The following is a 24841-nucleotide window of genomic DNA, read 5'->3' on the forward strand; positions in this document are numbered from 1 at the left end:
AAATCCATGATGTATTATTTAAAAAATACTAATTTTTGGATGTTCGGTTTTTTCTTCTTCTTTTACTTTTTTATTATGGGAGCCTATTTCCCGTTCTTCCCCATCTGGCTGCATGAGATCAACCATATCAGCCAGCGGGACACCGGCGTGATTTTCGCCTGTATTTCGCTGTTTTCTCTGCTGTTCCAGCCGGTTTTCGGCCTGATTTCCGACAAGCTTGGCTTGCGTAAACACCTGCTGTGGACGATCACCGGCATGTTGGTGATGTTTGCCCCGTTCTTTATTTACGTCTTCGGCCCGTTATTACAGTTTAATATCTTATTGGGGTCGATCGTCGGTGGGATCTATCTCGGCTTTATTTACAACGCCGGCGCGCCGGCGATCGAAGCCTATATTGAAAAGGTCAGCCGCCGCAGCCGTTTTGAATTCGGCCGCGCGCGCATGTTCGGCTGCGTGGGCTGGGCGCTGTGCGCCTCGATCGTCGGCGTTATGTTCACCATCAACAATGAGTTTGTGTTCTGGCTGGGGTCCGGCTGCGCCGTTATTCTGGCGCTGCTGCTGTTCTTTTCGCGCACTGAGACGCACTCTTCCGCGGCGGTGGCGGATGCCGTGGGCGCTAACCAGAACGCCTTCAGCCTGAAGCTGGCCCTGGAGCTGTTCAGGCAGCCGAAACTGTGGTTCCTGTCGCTGTATGTGGTGGGCGTCTCCTGTACCTACGATGTGTTTGACCAGCAGTTCGCCAACTTTTTCACCTCGTTCTTCGCCTCCGGCGAGCAGGGTACCCGGGTGTTTGGCTATGTCACCACGCTGGGCGAACTGCTGAACGCCACCATCATGTTTTTTGCACCGCTGATCGTTAACCGCATCGGCGGCAAGAATGCGCTGCTGCTGGCGGGCGCCATTATGTCGGTGCGTATTATCGGCTCCTCGTTCGCCACCTCGGCGCTGGAAGTGGTGATCCTGAAAACGCTGCATATGTTTGAGGTGCCGTTCCTGATTGTCGGCTGCTTCAAATACATTACTAGCCAGTTTGAGGTGCGTTTTTCGGCCACCGTCTATCTGGTGTGTTTCTGCTTCTTCAAACAGCTGGCGATGATTTTTATGTCGGTGCTGGCCGGCAATATGTATGAAAGCATCGGCTTCCAGGGCGCGTATCTGGTGCTGGGGCTGGTCACGCTGGGCTTTACGCTGATGTCGGCGTTCACCCTCAGCGGCCCCGGGCCGTTCTCGCTGCGTCGCCGGGCCAAAGAGGCGCTGTAACGCGGGCGGGGGCGCAGCGTTATGCTGCGCCCGATGCAGAGCACGATTTCCCTCTGGTGGCGGAGGCGGCGAGGGACTAACATCCTGTGTTGCCCGCGTGTTGCCGGCTCGTAGCCCTGAGGATAACCCTATTGCGCCTATTTTCCCGTTTCCGCCGCGTTATCGGCGATTATTCGTGGTCGCCGCAGGCGGTGGATCAACGCTTTCGCAATGCCCGCGCCGCCGCGCCGGATGAACTGCCGACCTCGACGCTACGCGTGTGGTGGAATTTCTTTTTCAATAAACCGCGCGGCACCGTGCCGGACGGCGACATCCCGCTCAGCCCGCTGACGCGGGAGATGCTGCGGCAGGCGCCGGACCGCAGCCTGTACCGGCTGGGCCATTCGACGCTGCTGATTAAACTGCGCGGCCAGTGGTGGCTGACCGATCCGGTGTTTTCCGAGCGCGCCTCGCCGCTGTCGTTCGTTGGTCCGAAGCGCTTCCATGCACCGCCGATTGCGCTGGCCGATTTGCCGCCGATCCGTGGGGTGATTTTATCGCACGATCATTACGATCACCTGGACGCCGCCGCAATCCGCGCGCTGGACGGCAAGACGGCGCTGTTTTTGGCGCCGCTGGGCGTGGGCGACCGTCTGATCGACTGGGGCATCGCGCCGCAGAAGGTGCAGCAGTTTGACTGGTGGCAGGGAACGGAGGTGGACGGCCTGCAGCTGACGGCCACGCCGGCGCAGCACTTTTCCGGCCGAAGCCTGCGCGACGGCAATCGTACGCTGTGGGCCTCCTGGGTGATCATTGACGACGATATGCGGCTATTCTTCAGCGGCGACAGCGGCTACTTTAGCGGGTTTGCCGAGATCGGGCAGCGGTTCGGGCCGTTCGACGTGACGCTGATGGAAACCGGCGCCTATGACAAGCAGTGGCCCTATGTGCATATGCATCCTGAGCAGACGGTGCAGGCGCATCAGGATCTGGGCGGGCGCTGGCTGGTGCCGATCCATAACGGCACCTTTGATCTAAGCATGCATCTCTGGGAAGATCCGTTCGATCGGGTGACGCGCCTGGCCGCCGAGCGTGCGATCTCACTGTCGACGCCGATGATGGGGGAACGTCTCGATCTGACGCAGCCGCACGCCGGCAGCCGCTGGTGGCGGACTGAATCATAAGCTGACCACATAATTGGTGAAAAAAAGCGCTGAAGAATCGCTATCCTTGTGGCAGGGTATTTTCCCTTGATTGAGATCTCTGACATGCAAGAGCTGTTATCTGTCTGGAACTGGTTACTGGCGAATCCGCTGACTTATTCGCTGATGTCGATCGTCTTTCTGTTATTCGCCGGTTTCCTCTCTTTTGCTGTCTGTAAACTGTTCCTGCTGGGCATTGTCAGACGCTTTATATTACATACTCATAAATCCGATCCGTTGGATAAGGATATGCAGGTCGCCAAACGGCTGGCCCATATTGTGCCGGTGGTGACGGTTTATTTTCTGTCGGGTTTGGTGATGGGGCTGCCGCCGGGGCTGCTGGAAACCATTCAGGCGATCTGCGGCGTGCTGTTTATTATCGACTCGGCGATGTTGATTAATGAACTGCTGGATATCAGCAACAGCGCCTACATTCGCAAACACGGCGAAAAATCCCACTCGATCAAAGGCTATGTGCAGATCGGCAAGATCATCGTGTCGTCGATCGCCACTATTTTGGTGATCGCCACGCTGTCCAACAAGTCGCCGGTGATCATTATCTCCAGCCTGGGTGCGGTTGCCGCGGTGCTGATGTTTGTGTTCCAGCATACGCTGATTTCGCTGGTGGCCAATATTCAGCTGTCGTCCTCCAACGTGATCCAGCTGGGGGATTGGGTGGAGATGCCGCAGGGCAATATCAGCGGTGAGGTGACGGATATTGCGCTGCATACCATCACCATCCGCAACTGGGACAACACCGTCTCCCGGGTGCCGACCAAGAACTTTATTACCGAAACCTATACCAACTGGCAGCCGATGTTCTCCTCGGGCGGCCGACGCATTAAGCGCAGTTTCTTTATCGATCAGTCCAGCATCACCTTTGCCGACGGCGTGCTGCTGGAGCGGCTGAAAACGGTCTCGCCGGTGAAGTTCGCCGGGCTGAGCGACTATCTCAGCACCAAGATGGAGACGCTGTCCGATGAGCAACTGATCCACCACGGCATCACCAATCTCGGCCTGTTCCGTAAATACCTGCTCGAATATCTGAAGGCGCGCGACGATATCCGTAATGATATGTACCTGGTGGTGCGTCAGCTGAGCCCGACTTCAGAAGGTCTGCCGATCGAGGTGTACTGCTTTACCTCCAAGGTGTTCTGGAGCGAGTACGAAGATACGCAGTCGGAAATTTTCGAATACATGTACGCCACGGCCCGCTATTTCGCGCTGGGCATCTATCAGAAGCCATCGGGTATTGATATGAACAATATGATGCCGAAAAGAACGCGCCACGGCGGGCATGCTCTCCCCGCCGATCCGCCGGCGGGGGGCAACGCAGTTAGCGTGCAGGACATCGAGCGCCGCCTTTAGGCGGGCATAGCGTATACGGCGGGGTTAAAAGCCGTAGTCGCGCCAGCGGCGGTTCACCTGCTGCTTGATTGTCTCAGGAAAGGAGTGTTCAAAACTGGCGGTGGCGGCGCGCTGTCGCCCGGTGAACGCTTCCGGAAACAGGCAGTTGATAATCATTTTTCCGCCTCTGCCGGCCTGCTTATCCTCGGCGTCCAGGTACGGCACCATAGGAATGCCGGGGCTGTCGCTAAAGTCATGGAAATCACGTTTCGGATGGCTGCGGGTTGCCAGCGCCCAGACCACCTGATTGATATCGGTAATATCGATATCGTTGCCGACCAGGATGATTTTCGGCACCAGCCAGGCGACATGCGAGGCGAAGAACCTGTCGGCAATCATCCGCACCAGCCCGTCGGCGTCGGTGTTCAGCGCCGCTAATTTTTCCCTATCCACCGACAGCACCAGCCAGCAGGTGGCGGCCTCATAGGAACACCAGGCCATATCGATCGGCAGCTGCTGTTGACGACAGTGCTTCAGCGCCTCGGCGGAAATCATGGTACCCCACAGCGTGTGGTTCTCTTCCGGCGGCGTGCCGGCGACGCAGATGGGTAAAATGGCGCGGTCGCGGTAGGTCACCGCCTTGACGTGGAACAGCGGCTGCGGCTTGCCTTCGGCGAAGGCATAGCCGTGGTACTCGCCCATCGGCCCTTCCATCGCGGTCTGATCGAGACTGATTTCACCTTCCACCACGATTTCCGCCGATGCTGGCACGTACAGGTCGTTGGTTTGACATTTGACCACCTCTACCGGTCGGCCGGTCAGCGCGCCGATATAGCCCGGCTCGCTGACCCAGGCGGGCAGCGGCATGCCGGCGACCGCCATGGCCGCCGGCGGTGCGCCCAGCACCATCGCCCAGGGGGTATTTTTGCCCTGTTCGCGCCACATTTGGTGGATCATGCCGATATGCTGCTGCGCCATCGCCGGGCCGACCAGCGTGCGCTGATCGTGCAGCATAGCGCGCGCCACGGACCAGCTGTCCCAGCGGCCGTCGGGGGATTGCACCACGTGGAAGCCGTAGGTGGCGAAGTAACGGCCGCCGTCTTCCTGATGCAGCAGCGGAATGGGAAAGCGCAGCAGATCGACATCGTCGCCCAGCAGTACGTTCTGCTGGCAGGGGGCGCTGCTGACCTGACGCGGCGCGATGGGCGTCCGATCGCCGGCGGCGATAATGGTCTCCAATATTTCACGCGGCGTGGCCTGTTTTGGCAGGCCGAAGTGGGCGGCGAGCCGGGCATAGCGCTGGCCGTCGCGACGGCTTAACCCGGCCGGGGCGCCAAGGATCCGAAAGCCGTGCGGGTTATTCCCCAGCGTCTGAAACAGCGGCGCCGGCGCGCCGGTTTCATACACCTTACGGGTAATCGCGCCGGCTTCCAGCTCAGGGCTGACGATGACGTCGATATCCAGCAGCTCCTGATGTGCACGCAGATAGGCGATAAACTGGCGAAAGTCCGTGGCGGCAGGCAGATGGTCCATACTTTGCTCCTCAGTAACAGGTTGTTATCACGTTCCAGAGTAGCCGAGACGGAGCCATGGGTCTGTGCGTAAGATGGTGGTGTGGCGTATCGCGGCGGCGGCCGATACCGGGAGAAAAGGGGAGAGGCGCCGCTGTTGCTATCGCTGTCTTGCGGCGTTAGAAAACGGCTGAATGATAGAATTCTATTTTATAGCATCAACTGTTATTTTATTGATGAATTTAATTAGCTATTTTTCTGTGATTATTCTTGCTAATCATGGGGTGTTATCTGTTTATCTTTGAGGGGGCGGAGAATGGAATTGACTCTTTTTTTTATCGCTACCTATAATCGATTTGCAGGAGAGTAATGTTTTGTCTTGACTATTAATTGGTCAGGGCGTTTTCTTGTGCAAACACACCAATATCATTATTAAGGATGTCAAAATGAAAAAGATGACCATGATGGAATCATCCAATATCATTGGCGGTTATTATAATTGTTCCGAGACCCGCTATGAAAAAACCACGATCGGCGGCGCTGACGCCTGTACCGCCGTCAGAAACTGCACCAACAAGTTTGGTCAGCCGACCAAAGTGATGTTCTATGTGCCAGTGAGCAACTGTGCCTCGAGCGGCGGCGGTACCACCACGCCTCCAACGACGCCGTAAGCTGTTTTACCGGGTGTGGCGCGCTGCCGCACCCGATCTCGGAAGGTTTTACATTCCGGTGTATTCCTGCCCTCATTTGCATCATTTCTGTCAATTTTACCCACGGTAGATATCGGTTGAGTGCTTTGCCTTGCGTATGCTACGCCGATGTTTAACCATCCTGTATTTTGTTGATTACCCCGTGCCAACCCGTGGTGAATGACGCGAGTATTCCTTTAAATTGTTCAGTGATATCCCATTATTGTCTGTTTATGGCGACAGTATTTTACTCTTGTTTTTTTAGTGACTAAACTTAATGACGTAAGGAAAACACCACCTGATATATTCTCTGTTTGCGGTGTGGCTGTTTCTCTTATTTGATATATCAATGTCATCATATAAGGATATTCAAATGAAAAAAATGAGCATGAAGAAAGCTGATAAGGTGATCGGCGGTTATTATATTCGTTTCTGCAACCCGGAAAAATTTGAATGGGGCGCCGGGGGAAATAGCAACACATGCTATTCGGTTGTTGAGTGCCGTAATAAGTTTGGTGTGCCGAATAAGACGATAAACGCGGTGGCGAATAACTACTGTCCTGCCAAACCAACGCCGACGCCTTAAGATCTGAGCCTGCTGGTGCGGGCCAAACCAGTAACAACTCCGGGTGCGTTGCCGCACCCGTTTTTTTATCCGTTATCCTCCCGTCGTACGCCGCTGCCGGGCGCAAACTTGTGATCGCACCGTTAAATCTCCCGTCCGTTGTTGCTTAACGGTTAACGAGTGACTATGTTGGCAGCATGATCGACGCCGCTGTTATCTGCGTCACGGCTGATAGCTGGAAGGGGACATTATGGCGGTTTCCGTACGGGCCCGGAGTGCCGGTTTTGACGAATGGCTGCAAAGCATCAACGCGGCCTGCGGGCGTTTTTGCGCTAATACGCTGGGGGCGGGGTTTTGCGGCGCGATGCGAACCTATCATACGCATGCGCTGCGGCTGAGCATTGTGGATGCGGCGCAGGCGCGGCTGTACCGCACCCGGCGGGAAATCGCCCAGAGCAACGGCGGCTATTTTTTTACCGTATTTCAGCTGCGCGGCAGCGCCCTGATGGAGCAGGGCGAAAGGCGTGCCAGCCTGTCGGCCGGTGATATGACGCTGATTGACGCCGGGCAGCCCAGCAATTTTCTGTTCCAGCAGGACTCGCAGCAGATATCGCTGCTGTTGCCGCGCGACTACCTTGAAACGTCGGTGCGGCAGGGCAAGGTGCAGTGCGCCGTGCGTCTTGAAGCCGGCAGCTCGCTGGTCAGGTTCAGCCAGCAGCTGGTGCGCGGTTATCTCGACAGCCCAATGCTGGCGGCGGCAGAGAGCGAGGCGACGCTGAGCGCGCTGGCCAGTCTGCTGCGTCCGTTGGTGGCCGGCGGAGAGGGGACGGACGCGGAGAACGATCGCGGTTTTAAGCAGGCGTTGAGCTTTATCGACCGCCATATTCAGTCTGAGCATCTACGGCCGGAGTGGGTGGCAGAGGCGAACGGCATGTCGCTGCGCACGCTGTACCGGATGTTCGCCCGCCACGGGCTGGTGGTGGCGCAGTATATTAAGCATCGGCGTCTGGAATTGTGCGCGCAGGCGCTGCGCCATGCGCCGCCGCGGCAGAAACTTTCCCGCCTCAGCGATGACTGGGGATTTCGCGACCACAGCCATTTTTCCACCGCGTTTAAAACGCACTTTGGCGTTTCACCCAGTGAATACCGCAGGCGCTATCAGTAATCCCCCGGCCGGGCCGGGGGAAGCTGCTCAGTAGCGGATACAGACGGATTTGCTTTCGGTGTAGGCGTCCAGCCAGTCCGGCCCGAAGTCGCGGCCGCTGCCTGACTGTTTAAAGCCGCCGAACGGCATATTGGCGTCAATCAGCGTATGGGTGTTGACCCACACCGTACCGGCCTGAATGCGCGGCGTATAGGACATCGCGGTTTGCAGGCTGGTGGTCCACAGGCTGGCGGTCAGGCCGTAATCGCTGTCGTTGGCTTTCTGCAGAGCTTCTTCACCGTCCGCCACCCGGATCAGGTTGACCACCGGGCCGAACACCTCTTCGCGCGTCAGGTTCAGGCTGTCGTCCGGGTTGACCACCAGGGTTGGCGGAATATAGAAACCGTCGCCCGCCGGGCCGTCGGCGCCGCTGATCAGTTCGGCGCGCTTGTTTCTGGCGTCCGCCAGATAGGCGGCGATCTTGTCGCGGTGCGCGCGGGAAACCAGCGGGTTGATCTGCGCCGTCGGATCCATGCCCGGCCCGACGCTGAGCGATTTCACCGCCTGCTCAAAGCCGGCGACCAGTTGGTCGTAAATCGGCGCTTCGATATAGATACGCGAGCTGGCGGCGCACACCTGCCCCTGATTGAGGAAACTGCCCATCATCAGGCCTTCGACCACCTGCGGGATATCGGCGTCTTTCAGCACGATAGCCGGATTCTTGCCGCCCAGCTCCAGCGTGACGCGCGTCAGCCGGTCCGCGGCGGCGCGGGCAATGCCCTTGCCCACGGCGGTTGAGCCGGTAAAGCTGACTTTGGCGACCTGCGGATGTTCGGTCAGCGCTTTGCCGCAGACGGCGCCGCTGCCGGTCACCACGTTGAAGACCCCCGGCGGCACGCCGGCTTCGCTGGCCAGCTCGGCCATCCGCAGCAGGGTCAGCGGCGTGGTTTCCGACGGTTTAATCACGATCGAACAGCCGGCGGCCAGCGCCGGCATCACTTTCCAGATGCCGATCATCAGCGGGAAATTCCACGGCACAATGCCGGCCACCACGCCAATCGGCTCTTTGCGGGTGTAGACCTGGTAATTGGCGCCCGGCGGCATCGGGATGGAAACGTCCAGCGTCTGGCCGGTAATTTTGGTGCTCAGCCCGGCGGTATAGCGCATCCAGTTCAGGGTGCAGCCTACTTCAAACGCGCGGGAGATATTGATGGATTTTCCCTGCTCCAGCGTTTCCAGCTGCGCCAGCTCTTCGGCGTGCTGTTCCACCAGATCGGCATAGCGCAGCAGAATACGTTCGCGCTCGGCCGGCAGACGCCGCGACCAGACGCCGTCGCGAAATGCCCGATGGGCGGACTGCACCGCGCGGTCGACGTCGCCGGCGCTGGCGTCGGCGGTGGTGGCGATTTGCCGGCCGTCGGCGGGGTTATACACCGGCAGGCGCGCTGCGGACTGCGAGCTTTGCCATTGCCCATCGATATACAAGCCGTGCTGACGTTCGAGAAAGCGCAACACGTTGTCCATCACTGCTACGGTAGTATCAGGCATATGCCCTCCTGTCATACGAAGAGAACGATCGGGAAAAATTTTACCGATTTAGCATAGTCGCGATGGCGGGAGGAAAGTTTGCTCTGCCTGACATTTGGTTTGTCCGCCGTGACAAAATGGCGGTGGTAGGGCCGGGGCGTCAGAGCGCCCCGGTTGTGGCGCGGCTCAGGAACTCAGCGTCGCCAGGCGGGTGGCGAAGCCGAGGAACAGCAGGCCGATCAGGCCGTTGCCCAGCTTGGCCAGCCGTTTTTTATGGCTGAAGAAGTGCGCCAGCATGCTGCCGGCAAAGATCAGCGTGCTCAGATAGATAAAGCTGACCGACTCCAGAATCAGCGCCAGGATGGTGTAAGACAGCCCGGTATGCGCGTAGTTAAAGTCGATAAACTGCACGAAGAACGACACGTAAAACAAAATCGCCTTGGGGTTGGTCAGGCTGAGCGTCAGCGCCTTGCGCAGAATGCTGTGGCTGCCTTCCAGCGCCTGGTGCTCCGGCTGCTGCTTCTGCATAAAGTTGGCGTAGAGGATCTTCACGCCGAGGAACAGCAGATAGAGCGCCCCCAGATAGCGCACCAGCGTAAACAGCAACGGCGTGGTACGGATCAGCGTGGCCACGCCGATATAGGCGCAGAAAATCAGAATGGCGTCGCCGATAAATACGCCGAGCGCGGCGGTGTAGCCGGCGCGGATGCCGCGCGAGATGCCGGTTTTCAGTACGAACAGGGTGTTGGGGCCGGGCAGCACGATAATAAATACCACCCCGGCCAGGTAGGTCCATAAATTCAGGACGCCGAAACTTTCTAACACGATAACCTCTCAAAATGCTTGGCCGCACCTGCGCGTTGATCGTCGTGAAGCGGCGCGGCGTAATCCCTGGCCCGTCTTTTGGCCGGGCGCGATCCTAACGCCGCGCGCCGAGATTGGCAACGCGATTCCCGCGCTAGCGCACAGATTGCCGCGCGACAGCGGTGCGCCGTCAGAGAGGGGCGGGCTTGCGCGCCAGCAGCGTGGCGAAGCGCAGCCTGATGCGGTTGCCGTTGGCGTCGGTTCTATGCAGTTCGCCGACGTCTTCATTGTATTTTACGATTTGCCACTCCCGGTAGTAGCTCTTCAGCTCGTCGGGCTTAAAGGCGAAGGGGAACGGCAGCGGGCAGGGGAAGTCCGGCGTATCCATCGCGGCGACGATCAGGTTATGGCCGCCGCTGACGGTGGCGGCCTGCATATCCTGAATGATCGACGGGATTGCCGCAGGCTGCAGAAACATCATCACCACCGTGGAGAGAATAAAATCATAGTCGCCCTGGAAGCGCAGGCTGTTCAGATCCTGCACCGTGGCGCGGATATTGCTCAGCCCTTCGGCATCGATAATGCGGTTCAGCTCGGCGATCGCCACGGCGTTTTTATCCCAGGCGGTGACGTCAAACCCCTTCAGCGCCAGATACAGTGCGTTGCGTCCGCCGCCGCAGCCCAGGTCCAGCGCCTTGCCGGCGGGTATCTTGCCGGCGGCGGCGACCACTTCCGAATGGGTGCGGGTTAGGCCATATTTCTGATGAAAATAGTCTTCCGGCTGAATGTCTGCAGACATGAGGGCTCCTTGTACGGATTGCGTTTTTTAAATTGCATGTAAAATACACCTTATTGCGCCGATCCGCCATCGCAGATCGATACGCCGGCTTTTCCCTCTGCGGGGCTGGATCATCCGGCGCGGCTGGGATAACGTCTTGAGCGCACATACCTTAACGATCAGGGAAAAGATGCCTAATTATCGAATGTTCACCGGTCGCGCGCTGACGTTGACCGCGCTGCTGGCGCTGGCCGGCTGTACCAGCAATATCACGCCGCAGGCGCCCAGCCGCAGCCCGGCAGAGGTGAAGGCGCAGGTGGTCAGGCTGATGCCGGCTAACGCGCAGAACAAACAGGCGTGGGCCGGCGATATCACCGCCGCGTTCGCCGCCCAGGGGCTGGATCCCAGCGACGAGAACCTGTGCGCGGTGCTGGCGGTGACCGGGCAGGAGTCGACCTTCCACGCCGACCCGCAGGTGCCGGGGCTGTCGAAGATCGCCTGGCAGGAGATCGATCGCCGCGCCGATAAGCTGCATATTCCGCACTTTGTGGTGCGTACCGCGCTGTTGCTCAAGTCGTCCAACGGTAAAAGCTACAGCGAGCGTCTGGACAAGGTGCGCAGTGAAAAAGAGTTGAGCGCCATCTTCGACGACTTTATCGATATGGTGCCGATGGGGCAGCGCCTGTTCGGCAGCCTAAACCCGGTGCGCACCGGCGGGCCGATGCAGGTCAGCATCGCCTTTGCCGAAGCGCATGCCAAAGGCTACCCGTACCCGATCGACGGTTCGATTCGCCGCGAAGTGTTCAGCCGCCGCGGCGGCATGTATTTCGGCATTATGCATCTGCTGGGCTATCCGGCCAATTACAGCCGCTCGCTGTATCGCTTCGCCGACTTTAACGCTGGCTGGTACGCCAGCCGTAACGCCGCCTTCCAGAGCGCGGTCAGCCAGGCCAGCGGCATTCCGCTGGCGCTGGACGGTGATTTGATTATTTACGGCAGCGATAAGCCGGGCACCACTGAACTGGCGGTGCGTACGCTGGCGAAGCGGCTGGATATCAGCCATTCCGCCATTCGTCGCGCGCTGGAGAAAGGCGACACGCTGGAGTTTGAAGACACCGATCTGTATCGGCAGGTGTTTGCGCTGGCGGATAAAACCGCCGGGAAAAAACTGCCGCGTGAGATGCTGCCGGGCATTACCCTGGAAAGCCCGAAAATCACCCGTAAGCTGACCACCGCCTGGTTTGCCAAGCGGGTGGACGACCGGCGTCAGAGCTGTATGGCGCGCGCCCGTTAAGCGGGGAGGCGGCCGGCGGGGGGAACCTTACGCCGGCCGCCGGACGCGTTATGCGCTGCGGCGCGGGTTGCTCAGGCCGAAGTTAAAGCTATTGCAGCGGTTGCAGAACTCTTTCATTACCGGCGGCGTATCCATCATCGGCAGTTTGACCTCGATAAACGCCAGCGTTTCCTGACGCGAGGCGTGCTCCAGCGCCAGCTCCAGCTGCTGGCTGGTTTCCACCGCCGCGCAGAACGGCCGCGCCTGGGTATTAAGCACCGCCGGCAGTTTGGCGTAGTCCCACGGGCCGATATCGTTGTAGGACGAATTTTCCCCCAGAATGTAGCGCTCAATGGTGTAGCCGTCGTTATTGATCAGGAAGATGATCGGTTTCTGCTCATAGCGCAGCAGGGTGGAGACCTCCTGCGCGGTTAACTGGAAGGAGCCGTCGCCGATAAACAGCATATGGCGTCGCTGCGGCGCCGCCATCAGCGTGCCGAGCAGCGCCGGCAGGGTATAGCCGATGGAGCCCCAGATCGGTTGGTTAACCACTTTCACCCCGTCCGGCATGCGCATGCCGCCAACTGCGGCGCCCGAGGTGCCGTTTTCCACCACCAGTACGTCGTCCTCACGAATAAAGCGGCTCATCCGCTGCCAGAAATAGGCCTGATCGAGCGGCGCGTCGCTGGGGGCCGCCAGCTGCGCGTGCGGATTAGGCAGCACCGCCATCGGCGCTGCGTGCGGCCGATCGTCGGCGTCCAGCAGCGCCTGCAGCAGATCGGCGGTCGCTACCGCCGGGTAGGCGGTGTTGTCGAACTTCAGCGAGTAGGGCTGGATATCAACCTGCGCTGCGGCCGGGATCTGATGGGAGAAGTAACCGGTGGTGGAATCCACCAGGCGTACGCCGAAGCTCAGCACGCAGTCGGATTTTGCCATCAGCTCAAACAGCTCCGGGCGCGACAGGTTGCCGCTGTAGCCGCCCATCCAGCCGGCGGTGGTTTCCGGAATGATGCATTTGGCGGTCGGCATATTGGTCAGCGCAATGCCGAAGCGCTGCGCCACGGCGATGGTCAACTGTTGCAGTTGATAGCGGTCGACCATTTGATCGACCAGCATCAGCGGGTATTTGGCGGCGCGCAGCCGCTGCAGCAGCGCCTTGGCGGCCAGCTGCAGGTTGTGGGCGTCGCTGGCGGGCAGCTGCGGCGGGGCAACCGGCTCGGCGATATCAATCTGCACCTCGCAGATATCCGACGGCAGCTGCAGATAGACCGGCTTTTTCTCCGTCCAGGCGGCGGCGATCAGCCGCGGGATTTCCCGGGCGGCGTTTTCCGGCGTAATCAGCGCCTGAGCGACGGTGAACTGTTTAAAGCAGTTCATCACGTTGTCGAAGTTGCCGTCCGCCAGCGAATGGTGCAGCAGGGCGTGATCCTTCATCGCGTGCAGCGGCGGGGTGCCGGCCAGGCAGATCACCGGCGACGATTCGGCGTAGGCGCCGGCAATGCCGGACAGCGCGGCCAGGTCGCCGACGCCGTAGGTGGTAATCAGCGCGCCGGCGCCGTTGAGACGGGCATAGCCGTCGGCGGCGTAAGAGGCGTTCAGCTCGTTGCAGTTGCCGACAAACTGCACGCTATCGTCATGCTCAATCATTTCCAGCAGCGCCAGATTATAGTCGCCGGGCACGCCGTAGATATGCTCAATATTCAGGGCGCGAAGTTGTTGCAGGAGAAATTGTCCGATAGTGATTTTCATCTCTAGCTCCGAATTCATTGTCTTTTTTGTTTCAGGTAGAAATCAGCAAGCGGGGTTGCTGGCGATGTTGTAGTTGTCGGTGTACAGAGGCCGCGAGGCATCAGTGGCGCTGCGTCCGTTGCTATAACAGTTATGTAAACGCCGGCGGCCTTCAAGATGAGCGGGGCTGATGCGCGGGGCGGGGAATGTATGGGAAGCTTTACGTATGAAACTATCTGGAAACGATAAATTGGCCGGCTGATAATCTGGCGCGGGTATTTTTCAGCGGCCGGACAGTGAGGGGGAATCGCTGTTTATTCGGTCAGGCGGCGTGCCGTCAGGGGAAGGGCTGCGCGGCCGATACTTTTACCCGCCGCTATTGTTCTGCTGCGGCAGGCGCCGATGTGAGCGCACGGTGATTAATATCTGCACGACGGTAAACGGCCGTCAAGCGACGAGAAATCAATAGTTAACCGTGCTAATTATTTTCCCTACACAATATGTCACAAATGTTTTACATGTAATTAACTGTGCGCCAGCGGGTAAAATTTGTGCGGCAGTTAACAATTGCCGCAACAGGTCAGGCCGCCGCTGCTGCGTACGATCACATTCTGCTTTTTGACCGGGGTAAATATTTTTGCACGCCGCAGCCGGGGGCGATTTTCATCGTCGATTTGCCCGGTTTTGCCGGGATAAAACCGAGGTTTGGCGTGCAGCAGCTAAACTTAACGAAAAGACAACGAACGGCGGTTTGCGGCGGGAAAGTGTTGCCTTGGCTTGATCTTGCAGGTGCAATCGGTAAGAATCCTCGGCCGTAATTTGTACAGGAGTTATTTTATGTTGTTAAAACGGACATGCCTGGCCGGTTGTATGGCGTTGATATTTCCTGCACTGCCTTCTCTGGCTGAGGTTGGTTCAGAAAATAGCACCGTCGCGCCGGCGGAAAAACCGGGCCTGTGGCAACGCTTTAAAGATAACGTAGCGGAAACCTGGAATAACTCGCCAAATCACGATCTCTATATCCCGGCGATCACCTGGCACAACCGCTGGACGTACGACGATGAGCATATCGACAAGTACAACGAGCGGCCATGGGGCGCCGGCTACGGCATTTCACGCTTTGACCAGGACGGTGACTGGCACGGCATTTATATCATGGCGTTTAAAGACTCCTTTAATAAATGGGAGCCGATCGGCGGCTACGCCTATGAGAAAATCTGGCGCCCGCTGGACGACAAGGATTTCCGCCTGGGGCTGGGCTTTACCGCCAGCGTGACCGCCCGCGATAACTGGAACTATATCCCGATCCCTGCGCCGCTGCCGTTGGCGTCCGTCGGCTATAAAAAACTGACGTTCCAGGCGACCTACATTCCCGGCACCTATAATAACGGCAACGTGTTCTTCGCCTGGCTGCGCTGGCAGTTTTAAGCTGCCGCAGCTTGCTCATAATCCTAAAAATTTCTGCGCGAACAGTTAAAGGGAACTTGTCGACGCGCGTAGCGTCCGAATGTATGTTCCGGCGATATCGCCGCTTACCGAAGAGAAGACAGGAGTTTGAGCACTATGAATAATAAGCATCGTGTATTGTTGGCGCTGGCATTGGCCACCTCGTTAAGCGCTGGCGCGGCGCAGGCCGGTTTGATGGATTCCGTCAGCAACGCTGCCGGCGAGCTGAGCAAATCCGGTGGTGAAAGCGGCGGTACGTCGCTGTCGACCCTGACCGGTCTGCTGAACGGCGGCGACAAGGCGCTGAGTTCCGGCAGCATGACCAACGCGGCCGGTATTCTGCAGTACTGCGTGAAAAACAACGTCCTGTCGGAAAGCGGCGCGGCGGATGTGAAAGACAAACTGTTGGGTAAACTGGGCATCAGCAGCGACTCTGACGCCAAAAGTGAAGATTACCAGCAGGGGCTGGGCGGTCTGCTGCAAACCGGCGAAGGCAAGAGCCTGGACCTGAACAACCTCGGCACTTCGCAGATCACTGAGAAAGTGAAGCAGAAAGCCTGCGATCTGGTGCTGAAGCAGGGTAAATCCTTTATCTCCTAAGCCCCCGATGTTAACTGACGCTGCGGGGCGTGATGCGCCGCAGCGTCGTTGTTTTTACTCCTCGCGCTGTACGGCGCGGACCGGATCTCCGTGAAATGATGAAAAAAACGTTGTTGCTTTCCCTGCTCGCAGGCGCAGCGCTGCTGCAAGGATGTCAGATGAAAACCAATGATGATGCGCCGCCGCCGCCGCGGGTTATCGGCATGGCTAACCCGGCCGATGTCTACTGCGTGAAGATCGGCGGCAAGCTGAACCCCAAAGAGAACGAGCACGGCCAGTATGCCACCTGCACGCTGCCGAATGGCGAAGAGATTGAGAGCTGGCAGCTGTTCCGCCGCGACCATCCGGTGAAAAAATAGCGTCCTGGCGCGGTCAGAACTGCCCGGCGTCGATGGCCTGAAACTGCACCTTGCCGTGGCTGTGCAGGCTGATGGGCAGCCGCCAGTTGTGATCGCTGGCCAGCGCAAAGGGCTGTGAGCGGTAGCTGCAGCCGCTTTGGATATTTTTTACTTTCATTACATAGCGTTCCGCCGCACTGGTCTGGATGCTGAAGCTGGCGGCGGCGGGAATAAACAGGTCGGCGACGTACTGTGGGTTTTCCGCACTGCTCAACTTTACCCGTACGGCAAAGGCGTTATGCTGGTTATCCAGCGTGATGCGCTGCGTCCGGCCGCGTTCCTGCGCGTCGGGCTGGCGTAAATAGCCGGCGGAATCCGGCCAGGGGCTGCCCTGATTGTCGTGCAGCGGCCCGCCGCACTGTCCGCGCGCCTCGCGCGGCGACACGTCGCGCTGAATATCATAGTGGGGCTGCGCAGCCGGAGAGAGCGGCTCGGCCTGCGGATCGGTGCGCAGATAGCGTTTCACGGCGATCGCGCCGAGTGCCACCAGCATAAAAAAGATAAAGGTCGTCAGACGACGGCTGAATACCATGCCAAACAGCCTGCCGGGTAATTGAAACAGCCACCTTGCAATTCTCAGTATCATAGTTTTCCTTTAGCGCCCAAACCGTTACGTCTGCGGTAACGTTGTTATTGCACAGTATAGCCAACATCGCAGCGGAGATTACTCTTCTTCCAGCGCGGCGAACTGCTGGCCGAGATAATCCAGCAGCAGCCGCACCGCCGGCAGCAGGCCGCGGCGCGACGGGTAGACCGCATGCACGATGCCGCCTTCGGGGTGCCAGTCGGGCAGCAGTGGGGTTAAATCACCGCGCAGCATTTCATCGTGCATCATCATGCGGGGCAGCTGCACGATGCCGGCGCCGGCGATCGCCGCCTTACGCAGCATCAGCATATCGTCGCTGACCAGCCGCGGACGGTGCTCCCAGCGGAAAGTGGCGTCCGCCGGGCCGTACAGCGTCCACTGGTGCTGCGCGCGCGCCGGGCCGAGATCGAGCGTGGGATAGCGCGGCAGGTCGTCCGGCCGGCGCACTTCGCCCAGCGTGCGTACCAGCGCCGGACTGGCGGCGATGCACCAGCGACGCGTCGCCAGCACTTTCAGCACCAGATCGCTGTCTTCCAGCGGCGGCGGCCGCACGCGCAGCGCCAGATCCAAGCCTTCGCCCACCACGTCGACCCGGCGGTTGGTGGCTTCCAGATGCAGCGTGACCTGCGGATAGTCCGCCATAAAGGCGGCCAGCATATCGCCGACGCGGGTGTGCAGAATCGCCACCGGACAGCTCATACGCACCGTGCCGCAGGGTTCGGCGCGGGTCTGATCGATCGCCTGCTGCGCCGCTTCGGCCTCTACCAGCATCGCCTTGCAGTGGCGGTAATAGCTCTGGCCGACCTCGGTGACGGAAAAACGGCGCGTCGAGCGCTGCAGCAGCCGTACGCCAAGGCGCTCTTCCAGCAGCGCCACCCGGCGGCTGAGTTTGGATTTGGGAATGCCGAGCGCCCGGCCGGCCGGCGCAAACCCTTTGTGGTCCACCACGCTGGCGAAAAAGAACAGATCGTTTAAATCAACCAACACCGTCGCTCCATTGTTCCACTGGTAGAACGCTGAGTGTATATCTTGCCGACTACCTGAGCAATTCGGGCTGAATTACACTGTCGTCATCAAATAGGGCCACGAGGTCCGCAACGGGAGAAATGTGATGAAAAAGATCCTTGGCGTGTATGACAGCCCGCAGGCGCACTGGGTCGGCAACGGTTTTCTGGTCAATTCCCTGTTCTCGTATAACGAGCTGGGAAGCGAAATGAGCCCGTTCCTGTTGCTGGATCACGCGGCGCCGACCAAGTTTCGTGAAACCACCGGGCGGCGCGGCGTTGGCCAGCATCCGCACCGCGGGTTCGAAACCGTGACCATCGTCTATCAGGGCGAAGTGGAACACCGCGACTCCACCGGCGGCGGCGGGGTGATTGGCCCCGGCGATGTGCAGTGGATGACGGCGGCCTCCGGCATTTTGCATGAAGAGTTCCACTCCTCGGCGTTTTCCCGCCGCGGCGGCACCGTTGAAATGGTGCAGCTGTGGGTGAACCTGCCGGCCAAAGACAAAATGGCGGCGCCGGGTTATCAGACGCTGCTGAACCAGGCCATTCCGCAGGTTCCGCTGGCGGATAACGCCGGTCAGGTGCGGGTGATCGCCGGTCATTTTGCCGGCCACGACGGCCCGGCGCGCACCTTCAGCCCGCTGAATGTCTGGGATATGAGGCTGAACGCCGGCCACCGCACGCAGCTGACGGTGCCGGAAGGCCATACGCTGGCGCTGGTGATTCTGCACGGCGCGGTGCTGGTCAACGATGAGCAGATCGTCCGTGAAACCCAGATGGTGCGGCTGGATCGCGCCGGCGACAGTTTCACCATTGAGGCGAACAACGACGTGAGTCTGCTGCTGCTCAGCGGGGAGCCGATTGATGAGCCGATCGTCGGTTACGGTCCGTTTGTGATGAACAGTGAGGCGGAGATCCAGCAGGCGTTTCATGATTTCAACAGCGGCGAGTTTGGCGTTATGTCACCGGTGGAAACACAGCCGGAACGTTGAAATAACGGTTTACCCCGTCCTCTTGCCGGTCAGCGTATGCTGACCGGCATTTTTTATTGGCGCGGCGGGTATTTTCCTTACGTAATCCTGCGTGATGTAAGCAAATTGCAGCACGGTGAAAAGGTAGCGAAAAGCCGCTTTCTCGGCGCATCGGCGCGGAGTAGGTTAGGGCGTTCCCGATTAATAAGGAGTGGTATGATGAATATACGATTGAAAGCCCTGGCGCTGCCGGCGCTGGCCGCCGCGGTATTGTTCAGCAGCGGCGCGATATCGGCCCCGACCGCCAAAGAGGCGCCTACGCCGCAGATGGCGGGGAAAGGACACCCGCCTTTCCCGGGGCCGCATCCGATGCCTGGCTTCTGCCACGGCGGTGAGCTGTTTTGCGCCTCATCGCTGAGCGATAACCCGACGGAAACCATCAATAAGCTGACCTCGGTGATTCCGGCGGGCAAGGCCAAACGCTACGAAGTGCGCGTGTCGGTGGTGGAATTGCCGGATCATCCGCCGGCGCCGCCTGCTCCTTAAGACGGCTAAGCCGGCCGGAATAGCCCGGTCGGCATACCTTCAGACTGCTCTCGTTTACGCTTCTTTACGCAGAATCTGCTTGAAATTACAGCAATTGATCCCCATATAATGATGATTCGACGATAAAAGGAGAGGCATATGGGAATCAGTGAAGAGGAGTATATTCGTCGCCAAAGTCAGGAGAAACACGCCATCGGTAATATGGCGAAGTGGGTAGCGATTGTTTCGGCGGTATACTTTGTTTTAATGGTCTTTTACGGCCATCCGACCGGCGTACTGGCCATGTCCGGCGCCATGTTTTTGGTCTCAACCACCATTTGGCTGAAGAAACGCCAGAAGGTTAAGTCCTACCGTCGTGCGCTGGCGCGTATTGAAACGGACGAAGTTCCGCAATAATCCTCACCCCTATCGCGCCGGCGGGTTGCTATCCGCCCCGGCGTGCTGCACACCAACCCACCCCTTGTACGCCAGGCAATAAAAATGCCAGACAGACGGCGCTGGCTGGCATCACGGGCGGTGTTAACCGTTAAAGAAATGAATCATCATCATCGCTGAAGCCGTCATCGTCGGCGAAGTCATCGCTCTGATAATCGGCATTCTGCCAGCCGCTGTCCTGCGACAGGAAGCTGCCATCACCGTTGTTAAAGGTGTCGAGGTTATTGGACGCATCAAACTCACGCATCGCACTGTCATCCTGCAGCGCGGCGTTCTGCACGTCGTCGGTGGGCGTTTCATTAATGATGTTCACAATCTCTTCCGGCTGGGTATGGCGGAACATGCCGGTCAGCATATCTGCCAGCATCACGCCGCCGGCCACCCCTGCGGCGGTCTGCAGCGCGCCGCCGAGGAAGCTGCTGGCGCGTGACGGCGCAGCTTGCTGCGGTTGCTGTTGCGGTGCATAGCCGCCCTGCGGCTGATTATTCCACGCGGCGTTGTTCTGCTGGCGCGCCTGAGCCTGCGCCTGCGGGCTGGGAGCGCTGCGGCCGCCGAACAGGCCGGCGAGAAAACCGCCGCTGCTCTGCTGGCCGGCGCCATTTTGCTGCAGCTGGGCGATTTGGCCTTCCAGCTCTTTGACCCGCTGGTCCAGCTGTTTCAGCGCCGCTTCCTGAATAATGATCGCCTGCGCCATATAGTAAGGCGCGGCGGGCTGCTCGCTCAGGTGCTGCTTGATTTGCTGTTCTGCCCGAGCATCCCGTTGTCCCGTCTTGGTTTCGGCCTCTTTCAGGCGGCCGAACAGACTGTCGATAAGGCGTTGTTCTTCTGATTGCATCGGATGACTCCAGGAAAAAATAGAGGTTGATCGTTGTCACGTTAGCCGCTTTAGCGGCGGCAATAAATAGCACGTCGGTAAAGCTGGCTGCAAATTTGTTACCAATTACGGCTGCGGCATCAGCATCACCAGCTTCAGCGCGCCGTTTTCTGCCGGGTGCAGGGTCAGCTGCCGGTAGCGCACCAGGCCCCGATCCGCATGGCGGAAACTGCGCTCCCCGCCGGCGCGCGCCATCACGTCGTGCTGTTGCCACCAATGATTAAAATCCTCGCTGTGGTGCGTCATCTGGCGCACAAAAGCGCGCATCGTCTCGCTGCTCTGGTGATGGCTGGTTTCCGCCCGGAACTCCGCCACCACGCGGCGGGCGCGATCCGGCCAGTCCTCAACCAGCGTTTTTGCCAGCGGGTGGAAGAACATAAAGTGCAGCAGGTTAGGCTGGTTTTCCTGACCCAGCCAGCCGGCAAACAGCGTCTGCGCCTCGGCGTTCCAGGCCAACACATTCCAGGTGATGTCCAACAGATAGCAGGGAACCGTTACCGCGTTTACGCTGTGTAACAGCAGCTGATTGACGCCGTCCTGTTGCGGCGTCTGCTGCGGGTCGGCCACGCGCGCCAGGGTAAACAGGTAGTGGCGTTCCGCGTGACCCAGACGCAGCGCCTTAGCGATGCGCGCCAGCGTATGCGGGGAAATCGACACTTCGCGCCCCTGCTCAATCCAGGTATACCAGGTGGCGCTGATGCCGCTGATTTGCGCCAGCTCTTCCCGTCGCAGGCCGCTGGTGCGGCGACGCGGCGAACTGGGCAGGCCGATCATCTCCGGCGTGATGCGTTCCCGGTGGGCGCGCAGGAATGCGCCTAAGGCCTTCGGGCCTGACAAAGCTTCTGATGTCATAGCATGGTACCTTCTTATACCAGGATAAATGCTTATATTGTACCCGTATAGTAAGCAGATTATAGTCGCTGACAGTGATTCACAACCCGTCAGGAGCTGCCATGAGCAATAACAACCACCATGATGTCGTCGACCGCCAGTTTGGCGCGCAGGCAAACGCTTATTTAACCAGCGCGGTGCATGCGCAGGGCAATGATTTGCAACGGCTGGGCCAGCTGCTGGCGGCGCACCCGCAGGCGCGGGTGCTGGATCTGGGCTGCGGCGCCGGGCATGCCAGCTTTACCGCGGCCGCGCAGGTGGCGCAGGTGGTGGCCTACGACCTGTCGGCGCAGATGCTGGCGGTAGTGGCGCAGGCGGCGCAGGCGCGGGGGCTGGACAATATTCAGACGCAGCAGGGCATGGCGGAGACGTTGCCCTTTGCCGACGGCGAATTTGACCTGGTGATTAGCCGCTATTCGGCGCACCACTGGCACGATGTCGGGCAGGCACTGCGTGAAGTGAAGCGGGTGCTGAAGCCGGGCGGCCGGGCGATCATGATGGATGTGGTTTCGCCGGGGCACCCGTTGCTGGATATCTATCTGCAGACCGTTGAGGCGCTGCGTGATACCTCGCACGTGCGAAACTACGCGCCGGGTGAGTGGACGGGCATGCTGACGGCTGCGGGACTGCTGGTGGAAGAGGTTACTACCGACCGTCTGCCGCTGGAGTTTGACAGCTGGGTGGCGCGGATGCGCACGCCGGAGACGCTGGTGGCCGCCATCCGGGAATTCCAGCGGAGTATGTCTGAGGAGGTGGTCAGGCATTTCGCCATTCAGCCGGACGGAACCTTTACCAGCGATATTATGATGCTGGTGGCGCGACGCGGTTAAAAAATAAGGCTGCCGGTGACTGCAGCCTTACGCGTATTTGCTATTTATACCCTAAATAATTCGAGTTGCAGCCAATGTGCCTGCAGCTTGAAGTAGGACGGGTATACGCCGACGGATTAACGTCGTGTTTATTGCTTCTCTTCCAGCAGGCAGCGGTAAATCAGGCCGCCGATAATACCGCCGGCAAGCGGCACCAGCCAGAATACCCACAGCTGTTCCAGCGCCCAGGTTCCCTGGAAAATCGCGACGCCGGTACTACGCGCCGGGTTGACCGAGGTATTGGTGACCGGAATGCTGATCAGGTGAATCAGGGTCAGCGCCAGACCGATGGCCAGCGGCGCAAAACCTGCCGGTGCGCGTTTGTCCGTGGCGCCGTGGATAATAATCAGGAAGAAGGCGGTTAATAATAATTCAATCACGATCGCCGCCTGCAGGGAATAACCGCCCGGCGAATGTTCGCCAAAGCCGTTGGAGGCCAGACCGCTGGCGGTGGCATCGAAATCCGCCTTGCCGCTGGCAATAAAATACAGCGCGGCGGCAGCGGCAATAGCGCCGATGACTTGAGCAACGATATACGGGATAACGTCTTTTGCCGGGAAACGGCCGCCAGCAAATAAGCCTACGGTGACCGCAGGGTTAAAGTGCCCGCCGGAAATATGGCCAACGGCGTAAGCCATGGTGACAACGGTTAAACCAAATGCCAGCGCCACGCCGGCAAAACCGATGCCTAATTCAGGAAAGGCTGCAGCTAATACGGCACTGCCGCAACCGCCAAACACCAACCAAAATGTGCCAAAAAATTCGGCAAAGAATCGCTTTAACATAGACTCCATCCTATCAGGATAGCTAACGGCTGTTAGCACTAAAAACTATAGAACACCTTGTTAATTTGTCGCGGACGTTTTGACCATTTTCTCTATGGGTATTTAAACGCGCGCGCTATTAAATCTCCGCCGTGTGTTTTTGTCCACGTAAAAAATAGGATTACGGCCATTAACCCGTAATTGTCATTTTTTGCACTGAGAAATACTCGGACTATTCTCTGTGGTTGATGGTTAAATCTCCGCGTGCGGCGTCAGGATAACAATCGTGTTGTGGAAAGCAGATCAATACGCCCGGCGAATTAAGTCGGCAGAATAGTCGCCCAGATAATAAAAAACCGACGAAGGATAATAATATGTATAAAAAGGGTGACGTTTTTTACCACATCGGCCTGAAGGAAGGGGACATCGGGCGTTATGTGCTGCTGCCGGGGGACCCGTTCCGCACCGATATCATTGCACAGAGCCTGGATAATCCGCGGTTGGTGGCCCATCAGCGCGAGCATAAAACCTGGACGGGGACGTTAAACGGCGAGAAGGTGTCGGTCACCTCGACCGGCATGGGTTGCCCGTCGACGGCCATCGCCGTCGAAGAGCTGATTGCCGCCGGCGCCGATACCTTTATCCGCGTCGGCACCGCCGGCCGGGTGGCCGCGCCGGCGCATGACGGCGGCGTCTCCGGTACGATCGTCACGGCGGCGATCCGCGATGAAGGCACCACCACGCAATATTTACCGATTGAATACCCGGCAGTTGCCGACCGGCGGGTGGTGCAGGCGCTGGCCGAGGCGGCGGACAAGCTGGGCTACCGCTTCCTGGAGGGCATCACGCACTCGAAAGATTCATTCTACACCCAGGTGTTCCCTGACGCGGTGCCGGCGGGCGAACTGTGGCAGGCGCGGCAGAAAATCTGGCAGCGCGCCAACGTGATGTGTTCCGAGATGGAGTCGGCGGCTATTTTTGTGATCTCCTCCATTCGCGGCTGCCGCGCGTCCGGCGTGATGGCGTTCTCGGATGCGTCGGATCAGGCCGCCGAGGTGGCGAAGGCGATCGATACCGCCTGTGAAGCGATAAAAATTCTGATCGCGATGGATAAACAGCGCGGTGGCAATTAGGAATAGTCGTTGTTTTATTCGCGCGGTGGCTGCGCTATGTTGGTTATACCGCAGCCTGCTGCGCGTATTCGTTTATCTCCCGCTACAGATTCTCCTTAATCCTCTCACAATGATTGAGCTTCTTTACATTGCATGACGTCCGTTTTCATCGGGCGACAGATAATTAACGTTGCGATGAAATAAATAACCAATAAGCAACAGGAGCCATCATGAAACACTTTTATTCTTACCTCACAGCTGCGCTGCTAGCCGGCGCTTCGTTTTCGGCGCTTGCCGCACCGCTAAGCGTTACGGCGGTTAACAACCAGCAGGCTGCTGGTTTGCAGAGCCTGGGCGCGGTTTCGGTGTCCGGCGTGGCCGGCACGTCGGATGACGCGGTCAGAAAGCTGCAGGAAAAAGCCGCGGATCAGGGCGCTTCCCACTATCGCATTATCGGTCTCGACACGCCGGGGGATTCCAGCCTGTGGCGCGGCAATGCGGAAATCTATCGCTAAGCGCCCACGGCATAATAAGG

Annotated in this window: 27 protein-coding genes; 17 read left to right on the plus strand and 10 right to left on the minus strand. The window is 58.9% G+C overall.

Annotated elements, in window-relative coordinates; all coding sequences use genetic code 11:
• Window positions 1-9: 9 nt before the first annotated feature.
• From D781_RS04420 to D781_RS04430, 3 genes are all read left to right on the plus strand, one after another.
• Window positions 10-1260, plus strand: coding sequence for an MFS transporter (locus tag D781_RS04420; protein ID WP_041411717.1), 1251 nt, complete (start codon window positions 10-12; stop codon window positions 1258-1260).
• 131 nt (window positions 1261-1391) lie between these two features.
• Window positions 1392-2423 (plus strand): MBL fold metallo-hydrolase, encoded by a 1032-nt coding sequence (locus tag D781_RS04425; RefSeq protein ID WP_015671111.1) that lies wholly within the window; start codon window positions 1392-1394, stop codon window positions 2421-2423.
• Between the two features lie 84 nt (window positions 2424-2507).
• Window positions 2508-3809, plus strand: a complete 1302-nt coding sequence (locus D781_RS04430) for a mechanosensitive ion channel domain-containing protein (protein ID WP_015671112.1) — start codon at window positions 2508-2510, stop codon at window positions 3807-3809.
• A gap of 24 nt (window positions 3810-3833) precedes the next feature.
• On the opposite strand, the gene D781_RS04435 is transcribed toward D781_RS04430, so the two are convergent.
• Window positions 3834-5321 carry a UbiD family decarboxylase gene (locus D781_RS04435; protein ID WP_015671113.1) on the minus strand — a complete coding sequence of 496 codons (1488 nt, stop codon included), beginning with the start codon at window positions 5319-5321 and terminating at the stop codon, window positions 3834-3836.
• Window positions 5322-5745: 424 nt separating this feature from the next.
• Here D781_RS04435 and D781_RS04440 point away from each other — a divergent pair, with 424 nt between their 5' ends.
• The 3 genes from D781_RS04440 to feaR all read left to right on the plus strand — a co-directional run bounded on the left by D781_RS04440 (window position 5746) and on the right by feaR (window position 7718).
• Window positions 5746-5970: a DUF4762 family protein gene (locus D781_RS04440; RefSeq protein WP_015671114.1), complete on the plus strand. Its 225-nt coding sequence runs from the start codon at window positions 5746-5748 to the stop codon at window positions 5968-5970.
• A gap of 391 nt (window positions 5971-6361) precedes the next feature.
• Window positions 6362-6574, plus strand: coding sequence for a DUF4762 family protein (locus D781_RS04445; RefSeq protein ID WP_015671115.1), 213 nt, complete (start codon window positions 6362-6364; stop codon window positions 6572-6574).
• A gap of 229 nt (window positions 6575-6803) precedes the next feature.
• The gene (gene feaR, locus D781_RS04450; RefSeq protein ID WP_015671116.1) at window positions 6804-7718 is read left to right on the plus strand and encodes a transcriptional regulator FeaR; all 915 of its coding nucleotides are present in this window, start codon (window positions 6804-6806) and stop codon (window positions 7716-7718) included.
• Window positions 7719-7745: 27 nt separating this feature from the next.
• Here feaR and D781_RS04455 read toward each other — a convergent pair whose 3' ends face one another.
• The 3 genes from D781_RS04455 to tehB form a co-directional block, all read right to left on the minus strand.
• Window positions 7746-9245 carry an aldehyde dehydrogenase family protein gene (locus D781_RS04455; protein WP_015671117.1) on the minus strand — a complete coding sequence of 500 codons (1500 nt, stop codon included), beginning with the start codon at window positions 9243-9245 and terminating at the stop codon, window positions 7746-7748.
• A 165-nt stretch (window positions 9246-9410) separates the two neighbouring features.
• Window positions 9411-10049, minus strand: a complete 639-nt coding sequence (leuE, locus tag D781_RS04460) for a leucine efflux protein LeuE (protein ID WP_015671118.1) — start codon at window positions 10047-10049, stop codon at window positions 9411-9413.
• 169 nt (window positions 10050-10218) lie between these two features.
• A complete protein-coding gene (tehB, locus tag D781_RS04465) occupies window positions 10219-10827 on the minus strand; it encodes a tellurite resistance methyltransferase TehB (protein WP_015671119.1) in 609 nt (202 codons plus the stop codon).
• A 169-nt stretch (window positions 10828-10996) separates the two neighbouring features.
• Between tehB and D781_RS04470 the strand changes: the two genes are divergently transcribed.
• The gene (locus tag D781_RS04470) at window positions 10997-12100 is read left to right on the plus strand and encodes a DUF1615 domain-containing protein (protein ID WP_015671120.1); all 1104 of its coding nucleotides are present in this window, start codon (window positions 10997-10999) and stop codon (window positions 12098-12100) included.
• 48 nt (window positions 12101-12148) lie between these two features.
• Here the strand turns inward: D781_RS04470 and D781_RS04475 are convergent, their stop codons facing one another.
• On the minus strand, window positions 12149-13828 hold the full coding sequence (locus D781_RS04475; RefSeq protein WP_015671121.1) for a thiamine pyrophosphate-binding protein: 1680 nt from the start codon (window positions 13826-13828) through the stop codon (window positions 12149-12151).
• 530 nt (window positions 13829-14358) lie between these two features.
• Here D781_RS04475 and D781_RS23570 point away from each other — a divergent pair.
• The 4 genes from D781_RS23570 to D781_RS04490 all read left to right on the plus strand — a co-directional run bounded on the left by D781_RS23570 (window position 14359) and on the right by D781_RS04490 (window position 16212).
• On the plus strand, window positions 14359-14625 hold the full coding sequence (locus D781_RS23570; protein ID WP_124014430.1) for a hypothetical protein: 267 nt from the start codon (window positions 14359-14361) through the stop codon (window positions 14623-14625).
• A 19-nt stretch (window positions 14626-14644) separates the two neighbouring features.
• On the plus strand, window positions 14645-15235 hold the full coding sequence (gene pagP / locus D781_RS04480) for a lipid IV(A) palmitoyltransferase PagP (protein WP_015671122.1): 591 nt from the start codon (window positions 14645-14647) through the stop codon (window positions 15233-15235).
• Window positions 15236-15370: 135 nt separating this feature from the next.
• The gene (locus D781_RS04485) at window positions 15371-15853 is read left to right on the plus strand and encodes a DUF2501 domain-containing protein (RefSeq protein ID WP_015671123.1); all 483 of its coding nucleotides are present in this window, start codon (window positions 15371-15373) and stop codon (window positions 15851-15853) included.
• Window positions 15854-15951: 98 nt separating this feature from the next.
• Window positions 15952-16212 carry a DUF333 domain-containing protein gene (locus D781_RS04490; RefSeq protein ID WP_041412004.1) on the plus strand — a complete coding sequence of 87 codons (261 nt, stop codon included), beginning with the start codon at window positions 15952-15954 and terminating at the stop codon, window positions 16210-16212.
• Between the two features lie 13 nt (window positions 16213-16225).
• On the opposite strand, the gene D781_RS04495 is transcribed toward D781_RS04490, so the two are convergent.
• On the minus strand, window positions 16226-16837 hold the full coding sequence (locus D781_RS04495) for a hypothetical protein (RefSeq protein WP_015671125.1): 612 nt from the start codon (window positions 16835-16837) through the stop codon (window positions 16226-16228).
• A 78-nt stretch (window positions 16838-16915) separates the two neighbouring features.
• Entirely contained in the window at window positions 16916-17821 is a 906-nt protein-coding gene (locus D781_RS04500) for a LysR family transcriptional regulator (RefSeq protein ID WP_233494128.1), read from the minus strand.
• A 127-nt stretch (window positions 17822-17948) separates the two neighbouring features.
• Here D781_RS04500 and D781_RS04505 point away from each other — a divergent pair, with 127 nt between their 5' ends.
• The 3 genes from D781_RS04505 (at window position 17949) to D781_RS04515 (ending at window position 19757) form a co-directional block, all read left to right on the plus strand.
• Window positions 17949-18836, plus strand: coding sequence for a pirin family protein (locus D781_RS04505; protein ID WP_015671127.1), 888 nt, complete (start codon window positions 17949-17951; stop codon window positions 18834-18836).
• A 198-nt stretch (window positions 18837-19034) separates the two neighbouring features.
• Window positions 19035-19361, plus strand: a complete 327-nt coding sequence (locus D781_RS04510) for a hypothetical protein (RefSeq protein WP_015671128.1) — start codon at window positions 19035-19037, stop codon at window positions 19359-19361.
• A gap of 138 nt (window positions 19362-19499) precedes the next feature.
• Window positions 19500-19757: a DUF454 domain-containing protein gene (locus D781_RS04515; RefSeq protein ID WP_015671129.1), complete on the plus strand. Its 258-nt coding sequence runs from the start codon at window positions 19500-19502 to the stop codon at window positions 19755-19757.
• A gap of 130 nt (window positions 19758-19887) precedes the next feature.
• Here D781_RS04515 and D781_RS04520 read toward each other — a convergent pair whose 3' ends face one another.
• Window positions 19888-20631, minus strand: a complete 744-nt coding sequence (locus D781_RS04520) for a DUF2076 domain-containing protein (protein ID WP_015671130.1) — start codon at window positions 20629-20631, stop codon at window positions 19888-19890.
• A 105-nt stretch (window positions 20632-20736) separates the two neighbouring features.
• Entirely contained in the window at window positions 20737-21522 is a 786-nt protein-coding gene (locus D781_RS04525; RefSeq protein ID WP_015671131.1) for a helix-turn-helix transcriptional regulator, read from the minus strand.
• Window positions 21523-21623: 101 nt separating this feature from the next.
• Here D781_RS04525 and D781_RS04530 point away from each other — a divergent pair, with 101 nt between their 5' ends.
• Window positions 21624-22391: a class I SAM-dependent methyltransferase gene (locus D781_RS04530; protein ID WP_015671132.1), complete on the plus strand. Its 768-nt coding sequence runs from the start codon at window positions 21624-21626 to the stop codon at window positions 22389-22391.
• A gap of 128 nt (window positions 22392-22519) precedes the next feature.
• Here the strand turns inward: D781_RS04530 and aqpZ are convergent, their stop codons facing one another.
• On the minus strand, window positions 22520-23215 hold the full coding sequence (gene aqpZ, locus D781_RS04535) for an aquaporin Z (RefSeq protein WP_015671133.1): 696 nt from the start codon (window positions 23213-23215) through the stop codon (window positions 22520-22522).
• A 353-nt stretch (window positions 23216-23568) separates the two neighbouring features.
• On the opposite strand from aqpZ, the gene D781_RS04540 reads away from it, so the two are divergent.
• Complete coding sequence (locus D781_RS04540; protein ID WP_015671134.1) at window positions 23569-24327, plus strand: nucleoside phosphorylase; 759 nt, start codon at window positions 23569-23571, stop codon at window positions 24325-24327.
• 209 nt (window positions 24328-24536) lie between these two features.
• On the plus strand, window positions 24537-24821 hold the full coding sequence (locus D781_RS04545) for a DUF1471 domain-containing protein (protein WP_015671135.1): 285 nt from the start codon (window positions 24537-24539) through the stop codon (window positions 24819-24821).
• Window positions 24822-24841: the final 20 nt, after the last annotated feature.

This window comes from Serratia sp. FGI94 (assembly GCF_000330865.1).
GTDB lineage: Bacteria > Pseudomonadota > Gammaproteobacteria > Enterobacterales > Enterobacteriaceae > Serratia_B > Serratia_B rubidaea.